Annotated in this window: 15 protein-coding genes; 12 read left to right on the forward strand and 3 right to left on the reverse strand. The window is 70.9% G+C overall.

The features are described from left to right. Nucleotides 1-41 precede the first annotated feature (41 nt). From ABTX18_RS27215 to ABTX18_RS27260, 10 genes are all read left to right on the forward strand, one after another. On the forward strand, nt 42-1,739 hold the full coding sequence (locus ABTX18_RS27215) for a nitrite/sulfite reductase (RefSeq protein WP_352125386.1): 1,698 nt from the start codon (nt 42-44) through the stop codon (nt 1,737-1,739). Then, complete coding sequence (locus ABTX18_RS27220; RefSeq protein ID WP_136324340.1) at nt 1,736-1,915, forward strand: IS1 family transposase; 180 nt, start codon at nt 1,736-1,738, stop codon at nt 1,913-1,915. The genes ABTX18_RS27215 and ABTX18_RS27220 overlap by 4 nt, the downstream gene beginning before the upstream one ends. Further along, nucleotides 1,912-2,628, forward strand: coding sequence for a phosphoadenylyl-sulfate reductase (locus tag ABTX18_RS27225; RefSeq protein ID WP_352125387.1), 717 nt, complete (start codon nt 1,912-1,914; stop codon nt 2,626-2,628). The genes ABTX18_RS27220 and ABTX18_RS27225 overlap by 4 nt, the downstream gene beginning before the upstream one ends. Continuing rightward, nucleotides 2,628-3,197 carry an adenylyl-sulfate kinase gene (cysC, locus tag ABTX18_RS27230; protein ID WP_352125388.1) on the forward strand — a complete coding sequence of 190 codons (570 nt, stop codon included), beginning with the start codon at nt 2,628-2,630 and terminating at the stop codon, nt 3,195-3,197. The genes ABTX18_RS27225 and cysC overlap by 1 nt, the downstream gene beginning before the upstream one ends. Further along, nucleotides 3,194-4,129 (forward strand): sulfate adenylyltransferase subunit CysD, encoded by a 936-nt coding sequence (cysD, locus tag ABTX18_RS27235; protein WP_352125389.1) that lies wholly within the window; start codon nt 3,194-3,196, stop codon nt 4,127-4,129. The genes cysC and cysD overlap by 4 nt, the downstream gene beginning before the upstream one ends. A gap of 1 nt (nt 4,130) precedes the next feature. Further along, nucleotides 4,131-5,474 (forward strand): sulfate adenylyltransferase subunit 1, encoded by a 1,344-nt coding sequence (locus tag ABTX18_RS27240; protein WP_352125390.1) that lies wholly within the window; start codon nt 4,131-4,133, stop codon nt 5,472-5,474. Between the two features lie 243 nt (nt 5,475-5,717). Beyond that, nucleotides 5,718-6,833 carry an aliphatic sulfonate ABC transporter substrate-binding protein gene (locus tag ABTX18_RS27245; protein WP_352125391.1) on the forward strand — a complete coding sequence of 372 codons (1,116 nt, stop codon included), beginning with the start codon at nt 5,718-5,720 and terminating at the stop codon, nt 6,831-6,833. Nucleotides 6,834-6,867: 34 nt separating this feature from the next. Beyond that, nucleotides 6,868-7,656, forward strand: coding sequence for an ABC transporter ATP-binding protein (locus ABTX18_RS27250; protein WP_352125392.1), 789 nt, complete (start codon nt 6,868-6,870; stop codon nt 7,654-7,656). Then, nucleotides 7,643-8,566 carry an ABC transporter permease gene (locus ABTX18_RS27255; RefSeq protein ID WP_352125393.1) on the forward strand — a complete coding sequence of 308 codons (924 nt, stop codon included), beginning with the start codon at nt 7,643-7,645 and terminating at the stop codon, nt 8,564-8,566. Before ABTX18_RS27250 ends, ABTX18_RS27255 begins: the two co-directional genes overlap by 14 nt. 6 nt (nt 8,567-8,572) lie before the next feature. Continuing rightward, nucleotides 8,573-9,331, forward strand: coding sequence for a sirohydrochlorin chelatase (locus ABTX18_RS27260; protein ID WP_352125394.1), 759 nt, complete (start codon nt 8,573-8,575; stop codon nt 9,329-9,331). 21 nt (nt 9,332-9,352) lie between these two features. Here the strand turns inward: ABTX18_RS27260 and ABTX18_RS27265 are convergent, their stop codons facing one another. Both ABTX18_RS27265 and ABTX18_RS27270 read right to left on the reverse strand, forming a co-directional pair. Beyond that, on the reverse strand, nt 9,353-9,985 hold the full coding sequence (locus ABTX18_RS27265; protein ID WP_352125395.1) for a mycothiol-dependent nitroreductase Rv2466c family protein: 633 nt from the start codon (nt 9,983-9,985) through the stop codon (nt 9,353-9,355). 68 nt (nt 9,986-10,053) lie between these two features. Next, on the reverse strand, nt 10,054-10,638 hold the full coding sequence (locus tag ABTX18_RS27270; RefSeq protein WP_352125396.1) for a TIGR03086 family metal-binding protein: 585 nt from the start codon (nt 10,636-10,638) through the stop codon (nt 10,054-10,056). Nucleotides 10,639-10,735: 97 nt separating this feature from the next. On the opposite strand from ABTX18_RS27270, the gene ABTX18_RS27275 reads away from it, so the two are divergent. Beyond that, nucleotides 10,736-11,605: an aldo/keto reductase gene (locus ABTX18_RS27275; RefSeq protein WP_352125397.1), complete on the forward strand. Its 870-nt coding sequence runs from the start codon at nt 10,736-10,738 to the stop codon at nt 11,603-11,605. A gap of 14 nt (nt 11,606-11,619) precedes the next feature. Next, entirely contained in the window at nt 11,620-12,456 is an 837-nt protein-coding gene (locus ABTX18_RS27280; protein ID WP_352125398.1) for an ABC transporter ATP-binding protein, read from the forward strand. 4 nt (nt 12,457-12,460) lie between these two features. Here the strand turns inward: ABTX18_RS27280 and ABTX18_RS27285 are convergent, their stop codons facing one another. Beyond that, nucleotides 12,461-12,844, reverse strand: a complete 384-nt coding sequence (locus tag ABTX18_RS27285; RefSeq protein WP_352125399.1) for a nuclear transport factor 2 family protein — start codon at nt 12,842-12,844, stop codon at nt 12,461-12,463. Nucleotides 12,845-12,850 lie beyond the last annotated feature (6 nt).

A 12,850-nucleotide genomic window follows, 5' to 3' on the forward strand; every position in this document is an offset into this window, starting at 1 on the left:
GTTCAGAGCCGCCCTCCTGCAGTCCCGAAGGACGTACTGTCATGGCCGCTACCCCGGAACAGCCCGCGCCCGCCGCGCCCCGCCGTAAAGCGGGGCGTCACCGTGGCGAAGGTCAGTGGGCCCTGGGGCACTACACCCCGCTGAACGGCAATGAGCAGTTCAAGAAGGACGACGACAGCCTCAATGTGCGGGCACGCATCGAGACGATCTACTCCAAGCGCGGGTTCGACTCGATCGACCCCAACGACCTTCGCGGACGCATGCGCTGGTGGGGCCTGTACACGCAGCGGCGCGCCGGCATCGACGGCGGGAAGACGGCGGTCCTGGAGCCCGAGGAGCTCGAGGACAAGTACTTCATGATGCGGGTCCGCATCGACGGCGGGCGGCTGTCCACGGCGCAGCTGCGCGTCATCGGCGAGATCTCCGAGGAGTACGCCCGGGGCAGCGCGGACATCACCGACCGTCAGAACGTCCAGATGCACTGGATCCGCATCGAGGACGTCCCGGCGATCTGGGAGAAGCTGGAGGCCGTCGGCCTCTCCACGACCGAGGCGTGCGGTGACTGCCCCCGCACGATGATCGGCTCCCCCGTGGCGGGCATCGCCGCCGACGAGATCATCGACGGCACCCCGGCGCTGGACGAGATCCACGAGCGCTACATCGGCAGCCCCGAGTTCTCCAACCTGCCGCGCAAGTTCAAGACCGCGATCTCCGGCTCCCCGGTGCAGGACGTGGTGCACGAGATCAACGACATCGCCTTCGTCGGCGTCGAGCACCCCGAGCACGGTCCCGGCTTCGACCTCTGGGTCGGCGGCGGCCTCTCCACCAACCCGCGCCTGGCCGAACGCCTGGGCGCCTGGGTGCCGTTGGACGAGGTCGCGGACGTGTGGGCCGGTGTCGTGGGGATCTTCCGCGACTACGGCTACCGCCGGCTCCGCAACCGCGCCCGGCTGAAGTTCCTGGTCGCCGACTGGGGCGTCGCGAAGTTCCGCCAGGTGCTGGAGGACGAGTACCTGAAGCGCCCGCTGCTGGACGGACCCGCGCCGGCGGAGCCCAGCAGCCGGTGGCGCGACCACATCGGCGTACACGCACAGCAGGACGGCCGGTTCTACGTCGGCTTCGCGCCGCGCGTCGGACGGGTCGACGGCTCCACCCTGGCCAAGATCGCGGACCTCGCGGAGGCGCACGGCTCCGGCCGGGTGCGTACGACCGTCGAGCAGAAGATGATCATTCTCGATGTGCAGCAGGACCGGGTCGAGTCCCTGTCCGCCGGTCTCGAGGCGCTCGGCTTCCAGGTGAAGCCGTCCTCGTTCCGCCGGGGCACGATGGCCTGCACCGGCATCGAGTACTGCAAGCTGGCGATCGTCGAGACCAAGGCGCGCGGCGCCGCCCTCATCGACGAACTGGAGCGCCGCCTCCCGGAGTTCGACGAGCCGCTCACCATCAACATCAACGGCTGCCCCAACGCCTGCGCCCGCATCCAGACCGCGGACATCGGCCTCAAGGGCCAGCTCATGCTGGACGACGAGGGCAACCAGGTGGAGGGCTACCAGGTCCACCTGGGCGGGGCGCTCGGCCTGGAGGCCGGCTTCGGCCGCAAGGTCCGCGGTCTGAAGGTCACTTCGGCGGAACTGCCCGACTACGTCGAGCGGGTCCTGGCGAACTTCCAGAAGGAGCGCGAGGACGACGAGCGCTTCGCCACCTGGGCCGCCAGGGCCAGTGCCGAGTCGCTGTCATGAGCGAACGCGCCGCGCCGTTCCACTGCCCCTACTGCGGCGACGAGGACCTGCGCCCGCACGAGGCGGGGCACGGGGCCTGGGAATGCGCGTCCTGCAACCGGGCGTTCCAGCTGAAGTTCCTGGGCCTGCTGACCCGGGGGCTTCAGCGCAACGACGGTGAAGGGGACGGGATATGACGGGCACTCTGCAGGCCGGGGAGCTTTCCGCGGCCGAGCTCAAGGACCTGGCCGAGCGCGCGGGCCGGGAGCTGGAGGACGCCTCCGCACTGGAGATCCTCCAGTGGGCCACCGCGACCTTCGGCAAGCGTTTCTGCGTGACCTCGTCGATGGAGGACGCGGTCGTCGCGCACCTCGCCTCCCGGGCGCTGCCCGGCGTGGACGTCGTCTTCCTCGACACGGGCTACCACTTCCCCGAGACGATCGGCACCCGGGACGCCGTGGAGGCCGTGATGGACGTCAACGTCATCACGCTGACCCCGCGGCAGACCGTGGCCGAGCAGGACGCCCAGTACGGGGCGAAGCTGCACGACCGCGACCCGGACCTCTGCTGCAAGCTGCGCAAGGTCAAGCCGCTGGAGGAGGGTCTGACCGCGTACGCGGCCTGGGCGACCGGACTGCGCCGCGACGAGTCCCCGACCCGGGCGAACACCCCGGTGGTGGGCTGGGACGAGAAGCGGCAGAAGGTCAAGGTCTCGCCGATCGCCCGCTGGACCCAGGACGACGTCGACGCGTACGTCGCCGAGCACGGGGTGCTCACCAACCCCCTGCTGATGGACGGTTACGCCTCCGTGGGCTGCGCCCCCTGCACCCGGCGGGTGCTGGAGGGCGAGGACGCACGGGCCGGACGCTGGGCCGGGCGCGGCAAGACCGAATGCGGGCTGCACGACTGATGACGACTGATCAGGAGACTTCGATGAGCGTGACGGAGACGGGAGCCACCGTCTGGCTGACCGGTCTGCCGAGCGCGGGCAAGACCACCATCGCGTACGAACTCGCCGGGCGGCTGCGCGGCGAGGGCCACCGGGTGGAGGTGCTCGACGGTGACGAGATCCGCGAGTTCCTCTCCGCGGGCCTCGGCTTCACCCGCGAGGACCGCCACACGAACGTCCAGCGGATCGGCTTCGTCGCCGAACTGCTGGCGGCCAACGGCGTGAAGGTGCTGGTCCCGGTCATCGCCCCGTACGCGGACAGCCGTGACGCGGTCCGCAAGCGGCACCAGGCCGAGGGCACCCCGTATCTGGAGGTGCACGTCGCCACTCCGGTCGAGGTGTGCTCGGTACGCGATGTGAAGGGGCTCTACGCCAGGCAGGCGGCGGGCGAGATCAGCGGGCTGACCGGGGTGGACGACCCCTACGAGGCACCCGAGTCGCCCGATCTGCGGATCGAGTCGCACCAGCAGACCGTCCAGGAGTCCGCGGCGGAGCTGTACGCGCTGCTGAGCGAGAGGGGTGCAGCGTGACGACCGTCGCGACTGTGTCGGAAGGCACCGCCAACCCGTACGCACTGAGCCACCTGGACTCCCTGGAGTCGGAGGCGGTGCACATCTTCCGTGAGGTGGCGGGGGAGTTCGAGCGGCCGGTGATCCTGTTCTCGGGCGGGAAGGACTCGATCCTGATGCTGCATCTGGCGCTCAAGGCGTTCGCGCCCGCGCCGGTGCCGTTCACGCTGCTGCACGTGGACACCGGGCACAACTTCCCCGAGGTCCTGGAGTACCGCGACCGCACGGTCGCCGAGCACGGGCTGCGCCTGCATGTCGCCTCCGTCCAGGAGTACATCGACGCCGGGAAGCTCCGCGAGCGCCCCGACGGCACCCGCAACCCGCTGCAGACCGTGCCGCTGACCGAGGCGATCCAGCAGCACCGCTTCGACGCCGTGTTCGGCGGCGGGCGCCGCGACGAGGAGAAGGCGCGCGCCAAGGAGCGGGTCTTCTCCCTGCGCGACGAGTTCTCCCAGTGGGACCCGCGCCGCCAGCGCCCCGAGCTGTGGCAGCTCTACAACGGCCGGCACGCCGTCGGGGAGCACGTCCGCGTCTTCCCGATCTCCAACTGGACCGAGCTCGACGTCTGGCAGTACATCCAGCGCGAGGGCATCGAGCTCCCGCAGATCTACTTCGCCCACAAGCGCGAGGTGTTCAGCCGTTCCGGCATGTGGCTGACCGCGGGCGACTGGGGCGGGCCCAAGGAGCACGAGAAGACCGAGACGCGCCAGGTGCGCTACCGCACGGTCGGCGACATGTCCTGCACCGGCGCCGTCGACTCGGACGCCACCACGCTGGAAGCCGTGATCACCGAGATCGCCGCCTCCCGGCTCACCGAGCGGGGCGCGACCCGCGCCGACGACAAGATGTCCGAGGCCGCGATGGAAGACCGCAAGCGCGAGGGGTACTTCTAAAATGACCACACCCACCCAGCTGGCCGACCAGTTGTCGACCACCACCCTGCTGCGGTTCGCCACCGCGGGGTCGGTCGACGACGGCAAGTCCACCCTCGTCGGACGCCTGCTGCACGACTCCAAGTCGGTCCTCACCGACCAGCTGGAGGCCGTCGAGGACGCGTCCCGCAAGCGCGGCCAGGAGACGCCGGACCTGGCGCTGCTGACCGACGGGCTGCGGGCCGAGCGCGAGCAGGGCATCACCATCGATGTGGCCTACCGCTACTTCGCCACGCCCCGGCGCCGGTTCATCCTCGCGGACACCCCGGGCCATGTGCAGTACACCCGCAACATGGTGACGGGCGCCTCCACGGCCGAGCTGGCCGTGGTCCTGGTCGACGCCCGCAACGGCGTCGTGGAGCAGACCCGCCGGCACGCCGCCGTCGCGGCCCTGCTGCGCGTCCCGCACGTGGTGCTGGCGGTGAACAAGATGGACCTGGTCGACTACGCGGAGCCGGTGTTCGCCGCCATAGCCGAGGAGTTCACCGCCTACGCTGCCTCCCTCGGCGTCCCGGAGATCACCGCGATCCCGATCTCGGCCCTGGCCGGCGACAACGTCGTGGAGCCCTCGGCGCACATGGACTGGTACGGCGGCCCGACCGTCCTGGAACACCTGGAGACGGTCCCGGTCAGCCATGACCTCACCGCCTGCCACGCCCGTTTCCCCGTCCAGTACGTCATCCGGCCGCAGACCGCCGAGCACCCCGACTACCGGGGTTACGCCGGCCAGATCGCCGCCGGCGTGTTCCGGGTCGGCGAGCCCGTCACCGTGCTGCCCTCCGGCCGTACGTCGACGATCTCCGGGATCGACCTGCTCGGGGACAGCGTGGACATCGCCTGGGCCCCCCAGTCGGTCACCCTGCGCCTGGCCGACGACGTCGACGTCTCGCGCGGCGACCTGATCGCGCCGGCGAACGACTCCCCCGCCGTCACCCAGGACGTCGAGGCGACCGTCTGCCACGTCGCCGACCAGCCGCTCACCGTGGGCCAGCGGGTGCTGCTCAAGCACACCACCCGGACGGTCAAGGCGATCGTCAAGGACATCCCCTCCCGGCTGACCCTGGACGACCTCTCCCAGCACCCGGCGCCCGGGCAGCTCGTCGCCAACGACATCGGCCGCGTCGTCGTCCGCACCGCCGAGCCCCTCGCGCTCGACGCTTACGCCGACTCGCGCCGCACCGGCTCCTTCCTGCTGATCGACCCGGCGGACGGCACCACGCTCTCGGCCGGCATGGCGGGCGCCTCCTTCGCCGCTGTGGCCGAGGCGAAGGCCCCGGCCGACGACGACGCGGAGTGGGACTTCTGATGAGCACCGACGTCTTCTCGACCTTCGCGAAGGAGGGCGGCCGTGTCGGCAGCGGTGCCCTCGGCAGCGGCCAGGGCGGGGTTGCGCGATGTGCGCGTTGACGTACGCGCACTGCCTGCGCGCCCGGCAGCACCAACCGCACCGCCCGCATCGCCAGTTCAGACGAAGACCTGCCGACTTCCCGGCCGCGCCCCCGTACTTGCGAGGGGCGTGAGCTCCGGGCCTCCGAGAGGAAATCCTCCCGTGCCTGCCTCCCGTACCACGCTCCGCCGCAGCATCGCCGCTGCCGCCGCCCTGCCGCTGCTCGCCGTGGTGCTCACCGCCTGCGGCTACGGCTCCGAGGCGAAGGACGACGACGTCAAGAAGAGAGACGTCTCCGCCGACGGAAAGAAGCTCTCCGCCGACACCGTGCGGATCGGGTACTTCCCTAACCTCACACACGCCACCGCGCTCGTGGGCGACCAGGAGGGTCTGTTCCAGAAGGAGCTCGGCGGCACCCGGCTCAAGACCTCGACGTTCAACGCGGGCCCCTCCGAGATCGAGGCGCTGAACGCCGACTCGATCGACATCGGCTTCATCGGCCCCTCGCCGTCCATCAACGGCTACACCAAGTCGCACGGCAAGAACCTGCGGATCATCGGCGGTTCCGCCTCCGGCGGTGTGAAGCTGGTCGTCAACCCGGAGAAGATCAAGACCCTGGACGACGTCAAGGGCAAGAAGATCGCCACCCCGCAGCTCGGCAACACGCAGGACGTGGCCTTCCTCAACTGGATCTCCGAAAAGGGCTGGAAGGTCGACGCCCAGAGCGGCAAGGGTGACGTCTCCGTCCTCCGCACGGACAACAAGGTGACCCCGGACGCCTACAAGTCCGGCTCCATCGACGGCGCCTGGGTCCCCGAGCCGACCGCGTCCAAGCTGGTCGCCGAGGGCGCCCAGGAGCTGCTGAACGAGTCGACGCTGTGGCCGGACGACAAGTTCGTGATCACGAACATCATCGTGTCGCAGAAGTTCCTCAAGGAGCACCCCGACGTCGTCGAGGCGGTGCTGCGCGGCTCGGTGAACACGAACGCGTGGATCAACGCCAACCCCGACAAGGCGAAGGCGTCCGCGAACGCCGCGCTGAAGAAGCTCACCGGCAAGGAACTGCCCGCCAAGATCATCGACCCGGCCTGGAAGTCGATCCAGATCACCGATGACCCGCTGGCCGCCACGCTCGACGCGCAGGCCGAGCACGCGGTGAAGGCCGGCCTGCTGGAGCAGCCCGACCTGGGCGGCATCTACGACCTGAAGCCGCTGAACAAGGTCCTCAAGGCCGCGGGCAAGCCCGAGGTCGCCGACGCCGGTCTCGGCGTCAAGTAACCCAGCCGCTCGAAGATCCCAGGAGGTGACGACCATGGCGAACGCCCTCACCAAGGCCGAGGACCGTGTCACGGTCGGGCACGCCGCCCGTATCGCACACGTCTCGAAGTCCTTCGCCGGACCCACGGGAGCGCAGCTGGTCCTGGACGACATCACCCTCGATGTCGCCCCGGGCGAGTTCGTCACCCTCCTGGGAGCCTCCGGGTGCGGAAAATCGACGCTGCTCAACCTGGTGGCCGGACTCGACCGCCCGACCGGGGGGACCATCGAGACCCCCGGCGGGCGGCCGGCCCTGATGTTCCAGGAGCACGCGCTGTTCCCGTGGCTGACCGCGGGCAAGAACATCGAACTGGCGCTGCGGCTGCGCGGCGTACCGAAGTCGGAACGCCGTACGGAGGCGGAGCGGCTGCTGGAACTGGTGCGCCTGAGCGGGGCGTACGGCAAGCGGGTCCACGAGCTGTCGGGCGGGATGCGGCAGCGGGTCGCGATGGCCCGCGCGCTCGCCCAGGACAGTCAGCTGCTGCTGATGGACGAGCCGTTCGCCGCGCTCGACGCCATCACCCGGGACGTGCTGCACGACGAGCTGACCCGGATCTGGCGCGAGACGAACGTCTCGGTCCTGTTCGTCACACACAACGTGCGCGAGGCGGTACGGCTCGCCGAGCGCGTCGTGCTGCTCTCGTCCCGCCCCGGCCGGATCGCCCGGGAGTGGACGGTCGACATCAAGCAGCCGCGCCGCATCGAGGACACCGCGGTGGCGGAACTGTCCGTCGAGATCACCGAACAACTGCGTGGGGAGATCCGCCGTCATGGCCAGCACTGATATCAAGTCGGACGCACCGGGGTCCGGCGGGATCGGGCCCGACGCGGTGAAGCAGGACGACCTGGCCGGTCTCGAGGCCGGTCTTGACGCGCTGGACGCCGTGCAGGTGCACCGCACGCCGCTGCGCGAGGTGCTGCTCCGCAAGGTGCTGCCGCCCGTGCTGGCGGTGGCCCTGGTCGTGGTCATCTGGCAGCTGCTCGTCTGGGCGAAGGTGACCGAGGACTACAAGCTGCCCGCGCCCTCCGCGGTCTGGGACAGCGCCGGCGACATGTGGCGGCAGGGAACCCTGCTCGAGGTCGTGTGGACCAGCGTCTCTCGCGGTCTGCTCGGCTTCCTGCTCTCGGTCGCCATCGGTACACCGCTCGGACTGCTGGTGGCCCGGGTGAAGTTCGTCCGGGCCGCGATCGGCCCGATCCTGTCCGGGCTGCAGTCCCTGCCGTCCGTGGCGTGGGTGGCGCCGGCGGTGATCTGGCTCGGCCTGAACGACTCGATGATGTACGCGGTCATCCTGCTCGGCGCGGTGCCGTCGATCGCCAACGGTCTGGTGTCCGGCGTCGACCAGGTGCCTCCGCTGTTCCTCCGGGCGGGCCGGACCCTCGGTGCGACCGGTCTGCGGGGCACCTGGTTCATCGTCATGCCGGCCGCGCTGCCCGGATACCTGGCCGGCCTGAAGCAGGGCTGGGCGTTCTCCTGGCGCTCGCTGATGGCCGCCGAGATCATCGCCTCGTCGCCGGACCTCGGCCTGGGGCTGGGTCAGTTGCTGGAGAACGGCCGCAACAACGCGGACATGCCGGGGATCTTCCTCGCCATCATCCTGATCCTGTTCGTCGGCATCGCGATCGATCTGCTCATCTTCAGTCCGCTGGAGCGGTGGGTGCTGCGCAGCCGCGGTCTCCTCGTCAAGAGCTGAGTGACCATGACATCTCCGGTCCTTCTCGTCATCGCCCACGGCAGCCGCGATCCGCGGCACGCGGCGACCGTGCACGCGCTGACCGCGCGGGTACGGGCGCTGCGGCCCGGGCTGCTGGTGGAGACCGGGTTCCTGGACTTCAACGCACCGTCGGTGCCGCGGGTCCTGGAACGGCTGGACGCGGAGGGTGCGGATGAGGTGGTGGCGCTACCGCTGCTGCTCACCCGCGCCTTCCACGCCAAGTCCGACATCCCGGCGGTCCTGCGCGAGGCACGCGCCCGGCTGCCGCGGTTGCGGGTACGGCAGGCCGAGGTGCTCGGCCCGTCGCCGCTGCTGAACTCCGCCCTCGAGCGGCGGTTGTACGAAGCCGGGGTCCGCCCCGGTGACCGAAGCTCGACCGGGCTCGTCCTGGCCTCGGCGGGCTCCACAGACCCGGAGGCGATCGCAGTGATCGCTGAAATCGCGCGGGAGCTGCGGCACACCGGTTGGTGTTCCGTGCGGCCTGCGTTCGCCTCCGCATCTCATCCCCGTACCGAGGACGCGGTACGGGCCCTGCGGGCCGACGGGGTGCGCCGGGTGGCGGTCGCCCCGTACGTGATCGCCCCCGGCCGCCTCCCGGACCGCATCGCGGCGGGAGCGGCCGAGGCCCGGGCGGACGTGCTGGCCGGCGTGCTGGGCCCGTCGCCCGAGCTGGCGCGGCTGCTGCTGGACCGGTACGACGAGGCACGTGTCCGGGGAGCGCGGGCGACCCGGGTCAGCGCCTAGGCTCTGTGCCCGTACCTCCGCTCAGCCCGCGTCCAGGCTGCCGGTGCGAGTCCGCTTGAGTTCGAAGAAGTCCTCGTGGCCCGCGAGCACCCGGAAGCTGTCGAACAGCCGCGCCGCTTCCTCGCCGCGTGGCACCGCCCGCAGCACGGGGCCGAACCAGACGGTCCCGTCGACGTGGAGGGTGGGTGTGCCGACGTATCCGTCCGCCTCCGGGTCCTTGCCCGCGTCATGGCTGCGGCGCACCGCGTCGTCGTGGGCCGGGTCGTGAGCGGCGGCGGCCAGTTCGGCGGGCAGGCCGAGTTCGTCGAGGGACTGGGCGATCACCTCGTCGAAGTCCTCGTTCTTCTGTTGGTGGATCCGGGTTCCGTAGGCCGTGTACAGCTCGCGCAGCACGCCCTCGCCGTGCAGTTCGGCAGCGGCTGCCGCGACGCGTACCGGGCCGATCGACTTGTCGACCAGCGTGCGGTACCAGTCGGGGAGTTCGTTGCCGGTGTTGTGCAGGTAGAGGCTCATCACGTGGAAGCGGAGCTCGATGTCGCGCTGCTGCTCCACTTCCAGCATCCAGCGGGAGGTGATCCAGGCGAACGGGCAGGCCGGGTCGAAGTAGAAGTCGACGACGGCCCTGCCCGTGTCCGGGCTGTGGTGAGTGGTCATGGAATGAGCCTAGCCAGCCGGTGGCTCACTCCCCCGGGCCATTCAGCACCCGTGGAACTGGGCCACTTCTACGCGGCGGTCCACTGCGGATCGCGGCCGCTGAGGGCGAGGGCGCGGGTGAAGTCGTCGGCCCCGGCGTCGATGGTGACCTCGTCGGCGAAGCCCTCGTACTGGCGGTAGAGCGCGGCCGTCTTCTCGACGACGCCCAGGACATGGGCGGCCGCCTCGTCGGAGAGCCGGAACTCCTGGCCTGTGGCCCGGGCGACGTCCCAGCCGTGCAGGGCCGTCTCCTCGATGAGCATGGCGGCGGTGTCCGCGGCGGGGGTGGCGGCCTCGCCGGTGCCGATCGCGCCCTCCCAGACGGCAGGGTCCGACCAGGCCGCGACGGCGCGGTCCAGCTGGGCCGCGTACCGCTCGGCCCAGTCCGCGTCGGCGGTGAAGTCGCGGGCGACGAGCTCCTCGGGGATTTCCGTGCGCAGGGCCCGGTGCTCCAAGCCGTGCGAGGTGTAGAGCACCCAGTGGTTGACGAGCGCCCGGACGTCCCAGCCGGCGCAGGGGGTGACGGGGGCGTCGAGCTGCTCGGGGCGGATGCCGCGGGCCACGCGGGCGGCTTCGGCGGCGCATTCGGTCATGTGGGCGTGGTCGGTCTTCATGCACGTCACCTTAGGAACGGCCACGGCCCCGCGTCTTGAAGAAAGGCGACAGGAACCGGCCGGCGGGAGCGCCGGACGCCGGAGTTAGTGTTCCTTCATGTCTGCGTCACTCTCCTCCCCCGACGGCTCGTTCCTCCTCGGCGGCGAGGTGCCCGTGCGCCGTCTCGGCTACGGCACCGCCCAGCTGACCGGCCCCGGGTACTGGGGCCCGCGCGGGGACCGCCGGGACGCGACCGCGGTGCTCCGGTCGGCGGTCGAGCAGGGCGTCACCCTGATCGACACCGCCGACAACTACGGCCCCGGTGTGGCCGAGGACCTGGTGGCCGAAGCCCTGCACCCGTACCGCGACGACCTCGTCATCGCGACCAAGGGCGGTGTCGTACGCACCAGTGACAGCGCCTGGCACATCGCGGGGCGGCCCGAGGAGCTGCGGGCGATGTGCGAAGCAAGTCTGCGCCGGCTGCGGACCGACCGGATCGACCTGTACCAGCTGCACCGGCTGGACCCGCGGGTGCCGATGGCCGAGCAGCTGGGCGCCCTGGATGCGCTGCGGCAGGAAGGTAAGATCCGCTGCATCGGTCTGGACACCCTCACCGCCGACCAGCTGGAGCAGGCGCTCTCCCTGACCGGGATCGCCTCGGTGCAGAACCGCTTCAACCTCCTCGACCGTGCGTCGTACCCGGTGCTGAAGGTGTGCGAGGCCCATGGCCTGGCGTTCCTTCCCTGGTTCCCGCTGGCCAACGGCGCGCTGACCGGAGACTCCGCCGCGGCGCTCGACGGGGTCGCGGAGGGCCACGGCGCCACCCGCGGGCAGATCGCCCTCGCCTGGCTGCTGCACCGCTCCCCCGTGCTGTGCCCGACCCCGGGCACCGGTTCGGCCGCCCATCTCGCGGAGAACCTGGGGGCGCGGAGGATCCGGCTGACGACCGAGGACATGAGCCGCCTGGAGGCGCTCGCACCCGCATGAAGGAGCACCCGCACGTGACCAGGACCGCCGTCCCCGCCCAGACCGGCCCGACCGCCGGCGTGCCGGTGATCCACGCCGACGGCGTCAGCCTCGTACGGGAGGGGAACGTCCTGCTCGACTCGGTCTCGCTGACCGTGCGGAGCGGGGAGCACTGGGCGCTGCTCGGGGCCAACGGCGCGGGCAAGAGCACCCTGCTCGGGCTGCTCGGCGCGCTCACCCACCCCACCCGGGGCACGGTGGAGGTGCTGGGGCGCACCCTGGGCCGGGTCGATCTGCGGGAGCTGCGCACCTTGCTGGGTCATGTCGATCCGCGCCATCCGCTGCGCTCCCCGTTGACGGTGGGCCAGGTGGTGCTGACCGGCCTGACCAACTCCGTCGAGCCGCTGCCGCGCCGGCCCCCGGGGGCGGAGCAGCGGGAGCGGGCCGAGCGGCTGCTGAAGATGATGGGCATGGGTGCGAAGACGGGATCGCGCTGGCCGGCGCTGTCGCAGGGCGAACGCGGTCGTACGCTCATCGCCCGCGCGCTGATGCCCAGGCCCCGGCTGCTCCTGCTCGACGAACCGGCCACCGGGCTGGATCTTGCCGCCAGGGAGCAGCTGCTGGACGCTCTGGACGAGCTGCGCGAGGAGCATCCGGAGCTGGCGACCGTGCTCGTCACCCACCATCTGGAGGAGCTGCCGGCCTCGACCACGCATGCGATGCTGCTGCGCGGCGGGCGGTGTATGGCCCGGGGGCCGGCCGACTCCGTGCTGACCAGCGATCAGGTCAGTGACTGCTTCGGCCATCCGGTGCGGATCGCCCGCACGGACGGACGGTGGACGGCGCGGGCCCAGCGGGCAGCCCGTCGCTGACGCCTCACTCCTCGGCGGCCGCCGCGGTGACGAAGGGGGTGGCCTGGTGGTAGTACAACAGCCATCCCTTCTCGGTGAGCCGCCACAGGGAACTGCGGTGGGCGCGCATTCCCTTGGCCTCGGAGTCGAAGGTGACGTGGACGAGCTCGTCGGCGAGCTGGACCCCGCGCATCCGTGAGGCGGTGAGCTGCCCGGGCCGGGGGGCTTCGTCCGAGGTCAGCGAGGTGATGACCATCGCCCGGTCCCAGCGGCGGCCCGTGGTGTCGACCTCGTGGAAGTCGGGGTGGAGAACCTGGACGAGGAGTTCGGTGGAGGCCCGCACCACCGGGTCGAGGAGGCGCAGTTCGCCCTCGACGGCCGCGGCCACACCAGGCGTCGGCTCGCTCATGCGCCG

Source organism: Streptomyces sp. NPDC096323, assembly GCF_040302845.1.
Lineage (GTDB): Bacteria > Actinomycetota > Actinomycetes > Streptomycetales > Streptomycetaceae > Streptomyces.

Excerpts from the sequence above, each read along its gene's own strand:
- ABTX18_RS27220 (WP_136324340.1), top strand. The coding sequence starts at position 1,736 with ATGAGCGAACGCGCCGCGCCGTTCCACTGCCCCTACTGCGGCGACGAG.
- ABTX18_RS27225 (WP_352125387.1), top strand. The coding sequence starts at position 1,912 with ATGACGGGCACTCTGCAGGCCGGGGAGCTTTCCGCGGCCGAGCTCAAG.
- ABTX18_RS27285 (WP_352125399.1), bottom strand. The coding sequence starts at position 12,844 with ATGAGCGAGCCGACGCCTGGTGTGGCCGCGGCCGTCGAGGGCGAACTG.
- cysC (WP_352125388.1), top strand. The coding sequence starts at position 2,628 with ATGACGACTGATCAGGAGACTTCGATGAGCGTGACGGAGACGGGAGCC.
- ABTX18_RS27270 (WP_352125396.1), bottom strand. The coding sequence starts at position 10,638 with ATGAAGACCGACCACGCCCACATGACCGAATGCGCCGCCGAAGCCGCC.
- ABTX18_RS27240 (WP_352125390.1), top strand. The coding sequence starts at position 4,131 with ATGACCACACCCACCCAGCTGGCCGACCAGTTGTCGACCACCACCCTG.
- ABTX18_RS27250 (WP_352125392.1), top strand. The coding sequence starts at position 6,868 with ATGGCGAACGCCCTCACCAAGGCCGAGGACCGTGTCACGGTCGGGCAC.
- ABTX18_RS27215 (WP_352125386.1), top strand. The coding sequence starts at position 42 with ATGGCCGCTACCCCGGAACAGCCCGCGCCCGCCGCGCCCCGCCGTAAA.
- ABTX18_RS27275 (WP_352125397.1), top strand. The coding sequence starts at position 10,736 with ATGTCTGCGTCACTCTCCTCCCCCGACGGCTCGTTCCTCCTCGGCGGC.
- ABTX18_RS27265 (WP_352125395.1), bottom strand. The coding sequence starts at position 9,985 with ATGACCACTCACCACAGCCCGGACACGGGCAGGGCCGTCGTCGACTTC.
- ABTX18_RS27260 (WP_352125394.1), top strand. The coding sequence starts at position 8,573 with ATGACATCTCCGGTCCTTCTCGTCATCGCCCACGGCAGCCGCGATCCG.
- ABTX18_RS27255 (WP_352125393.1), top strand. The coding sequence starts at position 7,643 with ATGGCCAGCACTGATATCAAGTCGGACGCACCGGGGTCCGGCGGGATC.